Here is a 15713-nt window from a genome sequence, read left to right as displayed (position 1 = left end):
CATGTCAGCGGTCGGTCATCTGAAGCATGAATACGACAAGGTCAAAGTACGCTTGCACGGTTTGCTCACGCGCATCGAAATGGCCTGGATGAAGCTCATCAGTGAACTGGAGCCCGAGGAGTTCCAGGCCATCATCAAGCTGCTCCAGCGCGGTCACGATCAGGCGCAGTACGTGCTCAAGCACGGAGAGTTGCCGGATGACGAGCCGGCCGTGCCGTGGGAGTTGTCCCACGGCTTGTCGATCCTGCGCATCGGTAACGCGACGCCGTTGCCGCAATCGCCCGATCAACTGCAAACCAAAGTACTCAAGGACGGCACACTGTTCGGCTGCCGCAAGTGGGAACTGCTGGATCTGCTGTGGAGCGAGGCGCTGCTCAAGTGGATCGAAAACCTGCGCCATCACGCGACCTTCGGCACCGATCCGGCGCTGGTGACAATGGAGCGCGAAGTAACGTTGGCGATTGCCGGCGACTGGGGCACCGGGCCGTTCAACAGCCACGCGCCGGCGGTGTCGGTGGCCAACCAGATGCAACTGGCCAATGCCGATTTCACCATTCACCTGGGGGACGTTTATTACGCCGGTACCCATTCCCAGGAAGACACCGACATGGCGGGTTGGCCGATGGGCAGCCACGGCTCGTTCACCCTCAATTCCAACCACGAGATGTACAGCGGCGCCCACGGTTATTTCAAAGAACTGGCCGCGCGTTTTCCGGGGCAGCAGGGCACCAGCTACTTTGCCCTGATCAATGACGACTGGCTGATTGTCGGGCTGGACACGGCCTATGCTTCGGACGTGATGAACCTGTACATGGACGGCACGCTGAACGAACCGCAAATCGCCTGGATGAAGGGCTTACCCAAACGCAAGAAACTGATGGTGCTCAGCCACCATCAGGGCTTCGATATCACCGGACACAACAAGACCGCGCTGTATCAACCCGTATGCGATGCACTGGGGCGCGAGCCGGATTACTGGTATTGGGGGCATCTGCACAACGGCATCGTCTATGCGCCACAGGGTGGATTGCATGCGCGCTGTGCCGGGCACGGAGCGATTCCCTACGGCACCACCAGCGAACTGAACGGGCATTCACGGATATTGTTTTCCGAGACGCAGGATGCGAAGGATCCGGACTATCCGCTGCGGGTGTTGAACGGCTACGCGAAGATCAGGTTGGTGGGGGAAGATATTTTCGAAGAGTTTATCGGGGAGGATGGGTCTGTGAGGTGGAAATCGAAGTGATCCGTTTGATCGTTCCCGCGCAGGACGCGGGAACGATCAATGACGCGAATCAGCCCTGAACCGGAACACCCTTGAGGTAAGGCGCAGGCTCGGCACCGAGGTTGCTCAGCATGCGCTCGCTGTACCAGTCGACGAAATTGACCACGCCGAACTCATAAGTCTTGGAATACGGCCCCGGCTGGTACGCGGTGGAGTTGATCCCGCGCTGGTTTTCTTCGGCCAGGCGGCGGTCCTGATCGTTGGTCGCGTCCCACACTTTGCGCATGCGCTCGACGTCGTAATCCACGCCTTCCACGGCATCCTTGTGCACCAGCCACTTGGTGGTGACCATGGTTTCCTGGGCGCTGATCGGCCACACGGTGAACACGATGATGTGGTCGCCCATGCAGTGGTTCCACGAGTGCGGCAGGTGCAGGATGCGCATCGAGCCCAGGTCCGGGTTCTTGATCCGGCCCATCAGTTTGGCGCAGCCCTGTTTGCCGTCCATGGTCATCGACACGGTGCCTTTGAGGAGCGGCATGCGCACGATACGGTTACGCAGGCCGAAACTGGCGTGGGCATAAGGGATCTTTTCGGCTTCCCACGCGGCAGCAGACGCGGCGACGTGGTCCTTGAACGCCTGGTCGGCACGCGGGTCGGTGACGTCGTCCCACTCCAGCAGGGTTTTCAGCAATTCCGGGTGCGAACCGTTGCAGTGGTAGCACTCGCGGTTGTTTTCCAGCACCAGTTTCCAGTTGGCCTTTTCCATCAAGGTGGTTTGCACCGCCACCTTGGTGTTTTCCATGTCATACGGTTCCATGTAGTGGTTCAGGGTCGACAGGAAGTCATCGATGGCCGGCGGATTCTCGGCCAGGCTGATGAAGATGTAGCCGCCGGCGGTCTTCACGTTCACCGGTTTGAGGCCGTACTGGTTCATGTCGAAGTCGGCGCCCATCTCGGTGCCGGCGAACAGCAGGCGACCGTCCAGCTCATACGTCCACTGGTGGTAGTGGCAGACCAGCTTGGCGACCTTGCCCTTGTCGCTGGTGCACAGGCGCGAGCCACGGTGGCGGCAGACGTTGTGGAATGCGTGTACCACGCCTTCGGCGCCGCGGATCACGATGATCGGGTTCTTGCCGATCTGCAGCGTCAGGTAGTTGCCCTTGGCCGGGATCTCGCAGGTCATGCCGGCGATCAACCACTCTTTCTGGAAGATCTCCTGCATGTCGATATCGAACAGGCGCTCGTCGCTGTAGAACGGTTGCGGCAGCGAGAAGGTGCGCTCGCGTTCCTGCAGCATTTGTGCGGTGGCCTTGCGTGCGGGTTCCAGCGGGTCGCCCAGGCTGATTTTTGCGGTGTCCATCGATGAATTCCTCAAGGCCATCTGCGTGGCCGCGAAAGTGGCTGATCAGGGTTGCAGCGCAAGGTGTAAAGAAACCGTTTGTGTTGAGGGCGAGTGTGGGGCCGGCGCTGCCCGGAACCTTATCCATGGGCGACATGGTGCAATCTGTTCCCGACGCGCAACCCCCGGTGGTTGGGGGCTGGTCGCGATAAGTATGTGAATGTCGCGGATAGGTAAACGGGCCGTTCGCGCTATACGCAGAATCGCCACATGAAGGCCGACAGTCGGCCGTGGAGAACAGCATGTCGAACAGCTTCCTGAATCCGGTCACCACCCAGACCTGGGCCAATGGCCGACACATCGTCCGTTGCGTCAAAGTCATCCAGGAAACCTGGGATGTGCGCACCTTCTGCTTCATGGCCGACCAGCCGATCCTGTTCTTCTTCAAGCCCGGGCAGTTCGTGACCCTGGAGCTGGAAATCGAAGGCCAGCCGATCATGCGTTCGTACACCATCTCCAGCTCGCCGTCGGTGCCGTACAGCTTTTCGGTGACCATCAAGCGCGTGCCGGGGGGCAAGGTGTCCAACTGGCTGCATGACACCCTGCATGAAGGTCAGGAGCTGGCGGTGCACGGCCCGGTCGGGCTGTTCAACGCCATCGACTTCCCGAGCCCGAAAGTGCTGTACCTCAGCGGCGGTGTCGGCATCACCCCGGTGATGTCCATGGCGCGCTGGTTCTACGACACCAACGGCAACGTCGACATGACGTTCATCCACAGCGCCCGCTCACCGAAGGACATCATTTACCACCGCGAGCTGGAACACATGGCGTCGCGGATCGACAACTTCAGTCTGCACCTGATCTGCGAGAAGCATGGGCTGGGCGAGCCGTGGGCCGGCTATCGTGGCTACCTCAACCACAAGATGCTGGAACTGATGGTGCCGGACTTCCTCGAGCGCGAAGTCTTCTGCTGCGGCCCGACGCCTTACATGACGGCGGTCAAGCGCCTGCTGGAAAACGCCGGCTACGACATGAAGCGCTACCACGAGGAATCCTTCGGCGCCACACCGCCGGAAGCCCGCGCCGATGCAGTGGAACAGGCCGAACAGGCCGCCGAAGCACCGGAAATCCCGGCGGCGGATCTGCACCTGGTGGAATTCACCTCTTCGGACAAGAGCATCCGCGTGGCTCCGGGCGAGACCGTGCATGCGGCGGCGGCGAAGGTCGGCCTGATGATCCCGAAAGCCTGCGGCATGGGGATCTGCGGGACATGCAAGGTGCTCAAACTCGGGGGCGAGGTGGAGATGGATCACAACGGCGGGATTACCGAGGACGACGAGGCGGAGGGGTACATTCTTTCTTGCTGCAGCGTGCCGAAGGGGGATGTTCGGATCGAGTTTTAAGTAGGTTTGCATCTAGGGCGATCTCCTCATTGAGGAAATCGCCTGGAAAATGCGATTTCAAATCAGTCCAGACATGGCGAGCAAGCCAAAGCCCGCGAACGTAAAGCCAAATATTTGCTGGTATTTATTCAGTTTAAGCAAGTCGCGTTTGAGTTTCGGTGGGAAATTCTTAACGTCTCTTGCGCTTACTTTGCCTTGGGAAATATACCGTGAAGGGTTTTTGAGGATGCCAAAAATCTCTCCCAACATATAAATTCGCCCCCCCAAGCCCGCTTGCCATAGCATGAACAGAGACGAGGTGATCGAGCTTCGTTTAAGGCTGGTAAGGATTACTTCCAGTCTTCTTTTGGCGACATAAAGCAAAATTCCATTTACTAATAACAGACCTGTGAGACTCACCATTGCCATAATCACTATTGGGTTTATTGCGATGTCTTGCATATCTTCTATATATGCGACTAACCCTAGGCACATCATGATTGCGAAAAAAATAAAAACGAGTCTGTATAAGGTGATTAATTTTTTTCTAAGTTTTTGTGGGAAGTTTTCAAAGTCTTTCGCGCAAAGCTTTCCGGTATGAATATAAATCGCAGGGCTTCTCATGATGGCGAACACTTCTCCCATCATGTAAATTCTGCCCCAAGGTCCTCCGTGCCAAAGCATTGTTATTTTGCTCGAAATTGAACTGTTTGTTAGGTGGCTTAATATGGTTTCGGTTTTTGTTTTGGCGACATACAACATCACGCCTATCAGCGTAAATATACCGATGAAATCTACAATGCCGATCAACAACAATATTTTCTCTGTAATGCAAATAATCATTTAGCAGCCTCGTATACTTTCTCCGCGACCTGCTCGCCGCCTTTTTCGCCCAAAGTCCCGCCGGCGTAATTTCCGACTCCTGCCAATAGAGCAGCACAAAGGGCAGTACCGAGCCCGCCAGTCGGGAGACCAACTCCTACACAGATCGTTGAGGCCGTTAAGCTCACGAGCGCGCCGGCTACTATTCCTGCACCCACTCCACCCAAAAAGCTTCCGGTCTCCGTGAACTTCACCTTTTCACACGCTTCGATGCTGCCATTTGCGCAAACATCCTGGACCCTCACTGCCGATGCGCTACCTCCCACAGCGGTGCCAATCCAACCGCCATATTTGACATATCGCGATGCCTTGGTGACGGCTTGAATATGAGTGGCATATCCCGGGTTCTGGCCGATACCGCCAGCCTTTTTCCATCGATGCACTAGGTGCGGATGATCAATGCCGAGGGCTGCTTTGAGGTTCGGGTGATCAGGCAGGCCAATGGTTATTTTGGTGAAGTTGGTGAGTCGGTTATCCAGCTTGTTAAGCAGCTGTGTACGTTGTTTTTTAAACGCTTTTGAGTTCAGGCTGCCATTCGCGCCGAGGGTTTTGGTATGCAAGTTTTCGATTTCTTGAAGCGCGTTTTTTATTCCATCCAGATAATTGGCCGCCATGGCCGTGGTGACGCCTATCACTTTCGATTCAACTGAAAGTGCACTCTGAATAACGCCGTGGTGTTGCGCCATGAAATCAGCTTCTTCCATCGTCAACGGCGCCAGCGCCATGCTGACGATGTGTGCCGTTTCCATTAGCAATGATTCTTCATAGGTGCATTGCTGATTGTCCGGGTCGCTCAGGACAATCAGCGTTCCGGCTTTCACTATGGCTTCCATCGGATTGAGGCTTTTGAATTTGGCGATGACGCTCGGGTTGGGCGACGGAAACAGTTGCACCTGCAGTTTCTCGGCGGGCAGGCTTTTGGGCACGATATAGAACCCTGGCTCCTCCGGTGTCGGCAACTCCTGGGGCCAGCGCTCGCTGGGAAAAAGCTGCAGGTCTGGGAGCGGGCGCGCAGACGGGACAGGAGCGACGTTCGAGCGCGAGACTTTCAAGTCTTGCAGATGAACGGCTCGCAGCAGTCGTTCCGGATCAGGATTCGCTGCGGGCTGCGTGAGCATCGACTGCGGTCGGGCTCTGGCCGTGCGAGTGATTGTTCGCTGCCTGTTTTGCAGCAAAAGCCGGGACTGGTTCAGGAGGTTTCGTTGTTCCTGTGCAAGTGCGTACAGGCCTTGCTTCGGGGGTAAACGTCCGGCGGCAACATCTTCGACGATGTGCCTGACGAAGTAAGCTACCCCATGATTGAACTGCACGCGCGCCATCCCGTAAGCCAGATGGCGAGCGCCAGTGGTCAGTGCCTGTGCCAGCAGTTTATTGGCAGAACTCTGCACATCGCAGAGATCATGTCGCGGAGAACTCAATCCTCTTCGCCCCACGAGGCATACCCGGTGGTGCCGGCGATGTGATGGACCCAACGGATTTCTCGATAACGAAGGACCAGTTGCTCTTGAGGTTCGGCGTCGTTTTGCAGGATCGCGTGTGGCAAATCAAGGGAGAGATCAACCAGAACGGCACCATCGATGGAGACGGAATAGAACTTCTCTTGCTGACCTTGAGGCGACGTTCGGTAGAGGCTGATCCTGCAGCTGACTTCTTCTCGGTTTGCAAGCGCCTGCGCCAGCAGCGGAGAGGACTTGTCGAGCCTTTTGGTAATGATGACCGGGGCATGTGTGGGGTGGTTGATGTTGCCGGCATTGGCCATGTTGTGGCTGTAGGACAGCACCATGATTTCATTGGTGTGCGCCGTCTGAAAGGTATTGCCGACAGACTCGGCTGTTGAACATCCTGCTGATATCAGTCCCTGGGTTTTACCCTTGATGGTCATGTAGCCGGGGTTCGCCATAGTCTGCAGTCCTTGAAATGGGAGTCGGCAGTCTATGGCGAGGTTTGTTTGTTTTATGTAGGGTTTGGCGTAGTCCGATTCTGAAATTACTCAGTCAATAAACAGATCGGGCATTAGTTTTTCGTGGCTGTCCGGCTCATATCGATAGTGATCGAAATCGCTTACGCCGTTCTCCCGCAAGATCTCCTCATCAATCAACAGACGCCCGGTAATCCGCCGTCCGCTGCTACTCAGAATCACATGCGCCGCATCCGCCATGATCGCCGGCGTACGCGCATGCTTGAACGACTCCCGATTGCCCAGCTGAAACTCGATCGCCGCCGTGGCAATCATGGTCTGCGGCCACAGCGAATTGACGCTGATCCCGTAGTTGGCGAATTCCTCGCTCATGCCCACCGTCAGCATGCTCATGCCGTACTTGGTCACGGTGTAGGGGCTGTACTGGGCGAACCATTTGCTGGCCAGGTTCAGCGGCGGTGACAGGTTGAGAATGTGCCCGGCGGATTTTTTCAGGTAGGGCAGGGCCGCTTGGCTGCAGAGCAACACCGCGCGGGTGTTGATCTGATGCATCAGGTCGAAACGTTTGAGTTCGATGTGTTGCACACCGGTCAGCTTGATCGCCCCGGCGTTGTTCACCAGCGCATCAATCCCGCCGAAATGTTCATTGGCCTGGGCCAGCGCCTGACGCACCGCGTCTTCATCACGCACATCCAGTTGCAACGCCAAAGCCTTGCCCCCCGCCGCTTCGACTTCAGCGGCGACGCTGTGGATGGTGCCGGGCAACTTGGCGTGCGGTTCGGCGCTCTTGGCCGCGATCACGATATTGGCCCCGTCCTGTGCAGCCCGCAGCGCAATCTCGCGCCCGATGCCACGGCTGGCGCCAGTGATGAACAAGGTTTTGCCTTTTAGCGACATGCGCAAGCTCCTGCTTATTGTTATGTGAGCGATGGCTCGACAGACAATGTAGACGATGGAGCTGAAACGGGAGGGAGAGGTGAGCGGTGGCGGGGGAGCAGGCTCCCGCGCCACGGGAAGGGGATCAGGCCGACATGACTTCGCGAATGTCGCGGGCCAGTTCACGCACGCGTTCTTCTTCGGTGTCCCACGAGCACATGAAGCGGGCGCCACCCTTGCCGATGAAGGTGTAGAAGCGCCAGCCGCGAGCGGTCAGGGCGGCGATGGCCGGTTCCGAGAGTTGCAGGAATACGCCGTTGGCCTGGACCGGGAACATCAGTTCCACGCCCGGGATGTCGCTGACCAGTTCTGCCAAAAGTTGCGCGCAGTGGTTGGCGTGGCGGGCGTATTTGAGCCAGGCGTCGTTTTCCAGGATGCCGACCCACGGGGCCGACAGGAAACGCATCTTCGAGGCCAACTGCCCGGCCTGTTTGCAGCGGTAGTCGAAGTCTTCCGCCAGTTTGTGGTTGAAGAACAGGATCGCTTCACCCACCGCCATGCCATTTTTCGTGCCGCCGAAGCACAGTACGTCGACGCCGGCCTTCCAGGTCAGGTCCGCCGGCGAGCAGCCGAGGAATGCGCAGGCGTTGGAGAAGCGGGCGCCGTCCATGTGCAGGTTCAGGCCCAGTTCCTTGCAGGTGTCGCTGATGGCGCGGACTTCTTCCGGGGTGTAGACGCTGCCGACTTCGGTAGCCTGGGTCAGGGTCACTACGCGTGGTTTCGGGTAGTGGATGTCCTGGCGCTTGAGGGCGACTTCGCGGATCGAGGCCGGGGTGATCTTGCCGTTTTCGGTGCCGGCGATCAGCAGTTTCGAGCCGTTGGAGAAGAACTCCGGCGCGCCGCATTCGTCGGTTTCGACGTGGGCGGTTTCCGAGCAGATGACGCTGTGGTAACTCTGGCACAGCGACGACAGCGCGAGGGAGTTGGCGGCGGTGCCGTTGAAGGCGAAGAACACTTCGCAGTCGGTCTCGAACAGCTTGCGGAAATAATCGGAGGCGCGTGCTGTCCACTCATCGTCGCCATAGGCGCGCTGGTGGCCGTGGTTGGCCTGTTCCATGGCAGCCCAGGCTTCAGGGCAGATACCGGAATAGTTGTCGCTGGCGAATTGTTGGCTCTTGTCGGTCATGGCCGGCTTCCGTGATCGAGGCGCTTGTGGCGCTTCGTGGGGTCAATGATGGTGCGCACTGTACCGAAGATCATCCGGGGAGCACACGGGATGTCACTGTCAAAACTTTACAAGGATGCAAGCCGATTATGCACCTGAGCCGGCGCGACGGCGCACTCGATCTGCTCAAGTGGCTGGCGCTGCTGGGCATGCTGCTCGATCACCTGCGATATGTCGGGATCAGCGCCGATTGGCTGTATGTGCCGGGGCGGCTGGCGTTCCCGTGGTTCTGTCTGGCGATGGCGGCGAACCTGGCGCGGGACGGCGCGCGCAAGACCGAATGGCGCTATCTGGGCTGGTTGCTGCTGTTCAGTCTGTTCAGCGAGATTCCCTACCGTTTGTACATCCCGGATCCTGACACCTTGAACGTGATGCCCACGCTGGCGCTGGGTTTGTTGGTGGCGCGGGGCTGGCAGGATCGAACAGCGATTTCGCGACTGCTGGGCATAGGTGCCTTGCTGGTGGCCGCGTTGTTCCCGGAGCGACTGATGTTCGGTCTGTTCGGCGTCCTGCTGCCGCTGGCGATGTTGCTGGTGTTTCGCAAACCCTGGTATTTCAGCCTGCTGCCGGGGCTGGTGTGTCTGGCGGCGAATCAGTGGCAGGTGCTCTTCGAATCCGCGCAGTTCGGCAACCGTGTGGCGCTCCTCGGCATTGCGACCTGCCTGATCGCGCCGCTGGCCGGAATGTTCCTGTTGCGACATGCCACTTTCCTCCGCGCGCCACCCCTGCGGCGCTGGGCGTATGCGCTCTATCCCGCGCATTTCCTCGTTCTTCTGGGGTTGCGCCAGCTGCTTGTTTGAGTCCATCGCTGTCGGCATGTCGTAAACGCACCTTTGCGTGGCGTCCGTAGGCATTTGACCTCCCTGCGCCGGCCATACCATCGGCATCAAAGGGCACTGCCAACATAGCCAGTGCCTTACCGAGACGAATGGCGCACAGATGCCGCTGGGAGAGACGCGATGTTCAGCAAGCAAGACCGGATCCAGGGTTACGACGATGCACTGCTGGCGGCGATGAATGCCGAGGAGCAACGTCAGGAAGATCACATCGAGCTGATCGCGTCGGAGAACTACACCAGCAAACGCGTCATGGAAGCGCAAGGCAGCGGCTTGACCAACAAGTACGCCGAAGGCTATCCGGGCAAGCGCTACTACGGTGGCTGCGAGCACGTCGACAAGGTCGAAGCGCTGGCCATCGAACGCGCCAAGCAACTGTTCGGCGCCGATTACGCCAACGTCCAGCCGCACTCCGGTTCCTCGGCCAACAGCGCTGTCTATCTGGCGCTGATCCAGGCCGGCGACACCATTCTGGGCATGAGCCTGGCCCATGGCGGTCACCTGACCCACGGCGCCAAGGTCTCGTCCTCGGGCAAGCTGTACAACGCCGTGCAGTACGGCATCGACACCAAGACCGGCCTGATCGATTACGACGAAGTCGAGCGTCTGGCCGTAGAGCACAAACCGAAAATGATCGTCGCCGGTTTCTCGGCCTACTCGAAAACCCTCGATTTCCCACGCTTCCGTCAGATCGCCGACAAGGTCGGTGCGCTGCTGTTCGTCGACATGGCCCACGTCGCCGGTCTGGTGGCTGCCGGTCTGTACCCGAACCCGTTGCCGTACGCCGATGTGGTCACCACCACGACTCACAAGACCCTGCGCGGTCCGCGTGGCGGCCTGATCCTGGCCAAGGCCAACGAAGAGATCGAGAAGAAGCTCAACGCGGCGGTATTCCCCGGCGCCCAGGGCGGCCCGCTGATGCACGTCATCGCCGGTAAAGCCGTGTGCTTCAAGGAAGCGCTGGAGCCTGGCTTCAAGGCCTATCAGCAACAAGTGATCGACAACGCTCAGGCGATGGCGAGCGTATTTATCAAACGTGGCTACGATGTAGTGTCCGGCGGCACCGACAACCACCTGTTCCTGGTCAGCCTGATCCGTCAGGGCCTCACCGGTAAAGACGCCGACGCCGCCCTCGGTCGCGCGCACATCACCGTCAACAAGAACGCCGTACCGAACGACCCGCAGTCGCCGTTCGTCACCTCCGGCCTGCGCATCGGCACCCCGGCGGTGACGACTCGTGGCTTCAAGGTGACCCAGTGCGTGACGCTGGCCGGCTGGATCTGCGACATCCTCGACAACCTCGGCGATGCCGATGTCGAGGCCAACGTCGCCCAGCAGGTTGCGGCCCTGTGCGCAGACTTCCCGGTTTATCGCTGAGCGTTCTGGAGTAAATGACTATGCAACGCTATTCGGGCTTCGGCCTCTTCAAACACTCCCTCAGCCATCACGAAAACTGGCAGCGCATGTGGCGCACGCCGACCCCGAAAAAGGTCTACGACGTGGTCATCGTCGGCGGCGGCGGACACGGTCTGGCGACTGCCTACTACCTGGCCAAGGAACACGGCATTACCAACGTGGCCGTGGTCGAAAAGGGCTGGCTGGGCGGCGGCAACACCGCGCGCAACACCACCATCGTTCGCTCCAACTACCTGTGGGACGAGTCGGCGCACCTGTATGAACACGCGATGAAACTGTGGGAAGGCCTGTCCCAGGACCTGAACTACAACGTGATGTTCTCCCAACGCGGCGTCTACAACCTGTGCCACACCCTGCAGGACATTCGTGATTCCGAGCGTCGGGTCAGCGCCAACCGCCTCAACGGCGTCGACGGCGAACTGCTCAACGCCAAGCAAGTCGCTGACGAAATCCCGTACCTCGACTGCTCGAAAAACACCCGCTATCCGGTGATGGGCGCAACCGTCCAGCGTCGCGGCGGCGTGGCCCGTCACGATGCCGTGGCGTGGGGCTTTGCCCGTGCCGCCGACGCCCTCGGTGTGGACTTGATCCAGCAGACCGAAGTGATCGGTTTCCGCAAGGAAAACGGCGTGTGCATCGGCGTCGAAACCAACAAGGGCTTCATCGGCGCCAAGCGCGTCGGGGTGGTCACCGCCGGTAACTCCGGGCACATGGCCAAACTCGCCGGTTTCCGTCTGCCGATCGAATCCCACCCGCTGCAAGCACTGGTGTCCGAGCCGATCAAGCCGATCATCGACAGCGTGATCATGTCCAACGCCGTGCACGGTTACATCAGCCAGTCCGACAAGGGCGACCTGGTGATCGGCGCCGGTATCGACGGCTACAACGGCTACGGTCAGCGCGGTTCGTACCCGGTGATCGAGCACACCATCCAGGCCATCGTCGAGATGTTCCCGGTGCTGTCGCGGGTGCGCATGAACCGTCAGTGGGGCGGCATCGTCGACACCACGCCGGACGCCTGCCCGATCATTTCGAAAACCCCGGTGCCGAACATGTTCTTCAACTGCGGTTGGGGCACCGGTGGCTTCAAGGCCACACCTGGCTCGGGCAACGTGTTTGCCGCGAGTCTGGCCAAGGGTGAAATGCACCCGCTGGCCGCACCTTTCTCCATCGACCGTTTCCACAGCGGTGCGTTGATCGACGAACACGGCGCTGCGGCTGTCGCCCACTAACAGGAGAAATTCCCATGTTGCATATCTTCTGTCCTCACTGCGGCGAACTGCGCTCCGAAGAGGAATTCCATGCATCCGGCCAGGCGCACATTCCGCGTCCGCTGGATCCGAACAGCTGCACCGACGAGGAGTGGGGCGACTACATGTTCTTCCGCGACAACCCTCGCGGTCTGCACCACGAGTTGTGGGATCACGTCGCCGGTTGCCGCCAGTACTTCAACGTCACCCGCGACACCGTGACCTACGAGATTCTCGAAACCTACAAGATCGGCACCAAGCCGCAATTCACCGACAAGGCTGACACTGCGAAAACAGCCGCGACGGCGCTGGGAGAGAAGGTATGAGCCAGACCAATCGCCTGTCCAACGGTGGACGGATCGACCGCAACAAAGTGCTGAGCTTCACCTTCAACGGCCAGACTTACAAAGGTTTCGAAGGCGACTCGCTGGCCGCAGCCCTGCTGGCCAACGGCGTCGACATCATTGGCCGCAGCTTCAAGTATTCGCGTCCACGCGGCATCTTCGCCGCCGGTGCCGAAGAGCCGAACGCAGTGCTGCAGATCGGTGCGACCGAAGCCACCCAGATTCCGAACGTGCGTGCCACGCAACAGGCGTTGTACCAGGGCCTGGTCGCCACCAGCACCAACGGCTGGCCGAGCGTCAACAACGACATGATGGGGATTCTCGGGAAGGTCGGCGGCAAGCTGATGCCGCCGGGTTTCTACTACAAAACCTTCATGTATCCGCAATCGTTCTGGATGACTTACGAGAAGTACATTCGCAAGGCAGCAGGTTTAGGTCGTTCGCCGACCGAGGTCGATCCGGACACGTACGACTACATGAACCAGCACTGCGACGTGCTGATCGTCGGCGCCGGCCCGGCCGGTCTGGCGGCTGCGCTGGCGGCTGCGCGCAGCGGTGCGCGGGTGATCATCGCCGATGAACAGGAAGAGTTCGGCGGCAGCCTGCTCGACTCCCGCGAAAGCCTCGACGGCAAGCCTGCGATGGAGTGGGTGGCCAGTGTCATCGCTGAATTGAAGAACACCCCGGACGTGCTGCTGTTGCCGCGCGCCACGGTCAACGGTTACCACGACCACAACTTCCTGACCATTCACGAACGCCTCACCGATCACCTCGGTGACCGTGCTCCGATCGGCCAGGTGCGTCAGCGCATTCACCGCGTCCGCGCCAAGCGTGTGGTGCTGGCGACCGGCGCTCACGAGCGTCCGCTGGTCTACGGCAACAACGACGTGCCGGGCAACATGCTCGCCGGCGCAGTGTCGACCTACGTGCGCCGTTACGGCGTGGCGCCGGGCAAGAAGCTGGTGCTGACCACCAACAACGATCACGCCTATCGCGTGGCGCTGGACTGGCTCGACGCCAGCCTGCAAGTGGTCGCCATCGCCGATGCCCGCAGCAATCCGCGCGGTGCACTGGTGGAGGAAGCGCGCGCCAAAGGCATTCGCATCCTCACCGGCAGCGCGGTGATCGAGGCCCGTGGCAGCAAGCGCGTTACCGCTGCCCGCGTGGCGGCGATCGATGTCAAAGGCCACAAGGTCACCAGCCCGGGCGAATGGCTCGACTGCGACCTGATCGCCAGCTCCGGCGGATACAGCCCGGTGGTTCACTTGGCGTCGCACCTCGGTGGCAAGCCGATCTGGCGCGAAGACATCCTCGGTTTCGTACCGGGCGAAGCACCGCAGAAACGCGTGTGCGTCGGTGGCATCAACGGCGTCTACGGTCTCGGCGATTCCCTGGCCGACGGTTTTGAAGGCGGCGTGCGCGCTGCGTCCGAAGCCGGTTTCCAGACCGTCGAAGGTGTATTGCCGAAAGCCCTGAGCCGTCACGAAGAACCGACGCTGGCGCTGTTCCAGGTGCCGCATGAGAAAGGTACTTCCCGGGCGCCGAAGCAATTCGTCGACCTGCAGAACGACGTGACCGCCGCCGCCATCGAACTGGCGACCCGCGAAGGTTTCGAATCGGTCGAGCACGTCAAACGCTACACCGCGCTGGGCTTCGGCACCGATCAGGGCAAGCTCGGCAACGTCAACGGCCTGGCGATTGCCGCCCGTTCGCTGAACGTGACCATCCCGCAGATGGGCACCACGATGTTCCGTCCGAACTACACGCCGGTGACATTCGGCGCGGTAGCCGGCCGTCACTGCGGGCACATCTTCGAACCGGTGCGTTACACCGCGCTGCATCAATGGCACCTGAAAAACGGCGCCGAGTTCGAAGACGTCGGTCAGTGGAAACGTCCGTGGTACTTCCCGAAGAACGGTGAAGACATGCATGCCGCGGTCAAACGCGAATGCAAGGCTGTGCGCGACAGCGTTGGCCTGCTGGACGCTTCGACCCTGGGCAAGATCGACATCCAGGGCCCGGATGCCCGCGAGTTCCTCAACCGCGTGTACACCAACGCCTGGACCAAGCTCGACGTGGGCAAGGCCCGTTACGGCCTGATGTGCAAGGAAGACGGCATGGTCTTCGACGACGGTGTGACGGCGTGTCTGGCCGACAACCATTTCGTCATGACCACCACCACCGGCGGCGCGGCTCGCGTCCTGCAGTGGCTGGAGCTGTACCACCAGACCGAATGGCCGGACCTGAAGGTGTATTTCACCTCCGTCACCGACCACTGGGCGACCATGACCTTGTCCGGCCCGAACAGCCGCAAGCTGCTCAGCGCCGTGACCGACATCGATCTGGCCAACGAAGCGTTCCCGTTCATGACCTGGAAAGAAGGTCTGGTCGGCGGTGTGCCGGCGCGGGTATTCCGCATCTCGTTCACCGGTGAGCTGTCGTACGAAGTCAACGTCCAGGCCGATTACGCGATGGGTGTGCTGGAAAAAATCGTCGAGGCAGGCAAGCAGTACAACCTGACCCCGTATGGCACCGAGACCATGCACGTGCTGCGGGCCGAGAAGGGCTTCATCATCGTCGGCCAGGACACCGACGGCTCGATGACCCCGGACGACCTGAACATGGGTTGGTGCGTCGGTCGCACCAAGCCGTTCTCGTGGATCGGCCAGCGCGGCATGAACCGTGAAGATTGCGTGCGTGACCAGCGTAAACAGCTGGTCGGCCTGAAGCCGATCGATCCGAACGTATGGCTGCCGGAAGGTGCACAGCTGGTGTTCAACACCAAGCAGTCGATCCCGATGACCATGGTCGGCCACGTGACCTCCAGCTACGCGCACAACTCCCTCGGCTATTCGTTTGCCATGGGCGTGGTGAAGGGCGGTCTGAAGCGCATGGGCGAGCGGGTGTTCGCACCGCTGGCGGACGGCAGCGTGATCGAGGCGGAAATCGTTTCTTCGGTGTTCTTCGATCCGAAAGGCGATCGCCAGAACATCTAATTGATCGCTCCCGCGCCTGGC

Annotated in this window: 13 protein-coding genes; 7 read left to right on the top strand and 6 right to left on the bottom strand. The window is 59.9% G+C overall.

Annotation, left to right across the window (positions count from 1 at the left end; translation table 11 throughout):
- Window position 1 precedes the first annotated feature (1 nt).
- Complete coding sequence (locus NH234_RS27535) at window positions 2-1246, top strand: metallophosphoesterase (protein ID WP_085731646.1); 1245 nt, start codon at window positions 2-4, stop codon at window positions 1244-1246.
- A gap of 49 nt (window positions 1247-1295) precedes the next feature.
- Here the strand turns inward: NH234_RS27535 and gbcA are convergent, their stop codons facing one another.
- Window positions 1296-2588 carry a glycine-betaine demethylase subunit GbcA gene (gbcA, locus tag NH234_RS27530; RefSeq protein WP_085688567.1) on the bottom strand — a complete coding sequence of 431 codons (1293 nt, stop codon included), beginning with the start codon at window positions 2586-2588 and terminating at the stop codon, window positions 1296-1298.
- Window positions 2589-2869: 281 nt separating this feature from the next.
- Between gbcA and gbcB the strand changes: the two genes are divergently transcribed.
- Complete coding sequence (gene gbcB / locus NH234_RS27525) at window positions 2870-3970, top strand: glycine-betaine demethylase subunit GbcB (protein ID WP_085731647.1); 1101 nt, start codon at window positions 2870-2872, stop codon at window positions 3968-3970.
- Between the two features lie 57 nt (window positions 3971-4027).
- Here the strand turns inward: gbcB and NH234_RS27520 are convergent, their stop codons facing one another.
- The 5 genes from NH234_RS27520 to NH234_RS27500 form a co-directional block, all read right to left on the bottom strand.
- A complete protein-coding gene (locus tag NH234_RS27520) occupies window positions 4028-4792 on the bottom strand; it encodes a hypothetical protein (RefSeq protein ID WP_367254954.1) in 765 nt (254 codons plus the stop codon).
- Window positions 4789-6150 (bottom strand): hypothetical protein, encoded by a 1362-nt coding sequence (locus NH234_RS27515; RefSeq protein ID WP_367257256.1) that lies wholly within the window; start codon window positions 6148-6150, stop codon window positions 4789-4791. Before NH234_RS27515 ends, NH234_RS27520 begins: the two co-directional genes overlap by 4 nt.
- A gap of 95 nt (window positions 6151-6245) precedes the next feature.
- Entirely contained in the window at window positions 6246-6731 is a 486-nt protein-coding gene (locus NH234_RS27510) for an Hcp family type VI secretion system effector (protein ID WP_367254953.1), read from the bottom strand.
- 90 nt (window positions 6732-6821) lie between these two features.
- The gene (locus NH234_RS27505; RefSeq protein WP_367254951.1) at window positions 6822-7646 is read right to left on the bottom strand and encodes an SDR family oxidoreductase; all 825 of its coding nucleotides are present in this window, start codon (window positions 7644-7646) and stop codon (window positions 6822-6824) included.
- Window positions 7647-7770: 124 nt separating this feature from the next.
- Window positions 7771-8811 carry a low specificity L-threonine aldolase gene (locus tag NH234_RS27500; RefSeq protein ID WP_007959802.1) on the bottom strand — a complete coding sequence of 347 codons (1041 nt, stop codon included), beginning with the start codon at window positions 8809-8811 and terminating at the stop codon, window positions 7771-7773.
- Window positions 8812-8939: 128 nt separating this feature from the next.
- Between NH234_RS27500 and NH234_RS27495 the strand changes: the two genes are divergently transcribed.
- From NH234_RS27495 to NH234_RS27475, 5 genes are all read left to right on the top strand, one after another.
- Window positions 8940-9650: a TraX family protein gene (locus NH234_RS27495; protein ID WP_085731652.1), complete on the top strand. Its 711-nt coding sequence runs from the start codon at window positions 8940-8942 to the stop codon at window positions 9648-9650.
- A gap of 159 nt (window positions 9651-9809) precedes the next feature.
- Window positions 9810-11063, top strand: a complete 1254-nt coding sequence (glyA, locus tag NH234_RS27490) for a serine hydroxymethyltransferase (RefSeq protein ID WP_085731653.1) — start codon at window positions 9810-9812, stop codon at window positions 11061-11063.
- A gap of 20 nt (window positions 11064-11083) precedes the next feature.
- The gene (locus NH234_RS27485; RefSeq protein WP_085688558.1) at window positions 11084-12334 is read left to right on the top strand and encodes a sarcosine oxidase subunit beta; all 1251 of its coding nucleotides are present in this window, start codon (window positions 11084-11086) and stop codon (window positions 12332-12334) included.
- A gap of 14 nt (window positions 12335-12348) precedes the next feature.
- On the top strand, window positions 12349-12678 hold the full coding sequence (locus NH234_RS27480) for a sarcosine oxidase subunit delta (RefSeq protein ID WP_085731654.1): 330 nt from the start codon (window positions 12349-12351) through the stop codon (window positions 12676-12678).
- Window positions 12675-15692 carry a sarcosine oxidase subunit alpha gene (locus NH234_RS27475; protein WP_085731655.1) on the top strand — a complete coding sequence of 1006 codons (3018 nt, stop codon included), beginning with the start codon at window positions 12675-12677 and terminating at the stop codon, window positions 15690-15692. Before NH234_RS27480 ends, NH234_RS27475 begins: the two co-directional genes overlap by 4 nt.
- Window positions 15693-15713 lie beyond the last annotated feature (21 nt).

The sequence above is a fragment of the Pseudomonas sp. stari2 genome, from assembly GCF_040760005.1.
In the GTDB taxonomy this organism is placed as follows: domain Bacteria; phylum Pseudomonadota; class Gammaproteobacteria; order Pseudomonadales; family Pseudomonadaceae; genus Aquipseudomonas.
Note: the sequence above shows the minus strand (reverse complement) of the source record. Positions and strands in the feature narration are given on the sequence as shown.

Coding starts and splice junctions, on each gene's coding strand:
- NH234_RS27480 (WP_085731654.1), top strand. CDS start 12,349: ATGTTGCATATCTTCTGTCCTCACTGCGGCGAACTGCGCTCCGAAGAG.
- NH234_RS27520 (WP_367254954.1), bottom strand. CDS start 4,792: ATGATTATTTGCATTACAGAGAAAATATTGTTGTTGATCGGCATTGTA.
- NH234_RS27510 (WP_367254953.1), bottom strand. CDS start 6,731: ATGGCGAACCCCGGCTACATGACCATCAAGGGTAAAACCCAGGGACTG.
- NH234_RS27535 (WP_085731646.1), top strand. CDS start 2: ATGTCAGCGGTCGGTCATCTGAAGCATGAATACGACAAGGTCAAAGTA.
- NH234_RS27495 (WP_085731652.1), top strand. CDS start 8,940: ATGCACCTGAGCCGGCGCGACGGCGCACTCGATCTGCTCAAGTGGCTG.
- gbcA (WP_085688567.1), bottom strand. CDS start 2,588: ATGGACACCGCAAAAATCAGCCTGGGCGACCCGCTGGAACCCGCACGC.
- NH234_RS27505 (WP_367254951.1), bottom strand. CDS start 7,646: ATGTCGCTAAAAGGCAAAACCTTGTTCATCACTGGCGCCAGCCGTGGC.
- gbcB (WP_085731647.1), top strand. CDS start 2,870: ATGTCGAACAGCTTCCTGAATCCGGTCACCACCCAGACCTGGGCCAAT.
- NH234_RS27500 (WP_007959802.1), bottom strand. CDS start 8,811: ATGACCGACAAGAGCCAACAATTCGCCAGCGACAACTATTCCGGTATC.
- NH234_RS27475 (WP_085731655.1), top strand. CDS start 12,675: ATGAGCCAGACCAATCGCCTGTCCAACGGTGGACGGATCGACCGCAAC.
- glyA (WP_085731653.1), top strand. CDS start 9,810: ATGTTCAGCAAGCAAGACCGGATCCAGGGTTACGACGATGCACTGCTG.
- NH234_RS27485 (WP_085688558.1), top strand. CDS start 11,084: ATGCAACGCTATTCGGGCTTCGGCCTCTTCAAACACTCCCTCAGCCAT.
- NH234_RS27515 (WP_367257256.1), bottom strand. CDS start 6,150: ATGGCGCGCGTGCAGTTCAATCATGGGGTAGCTTACTTCGTCAGGCAC.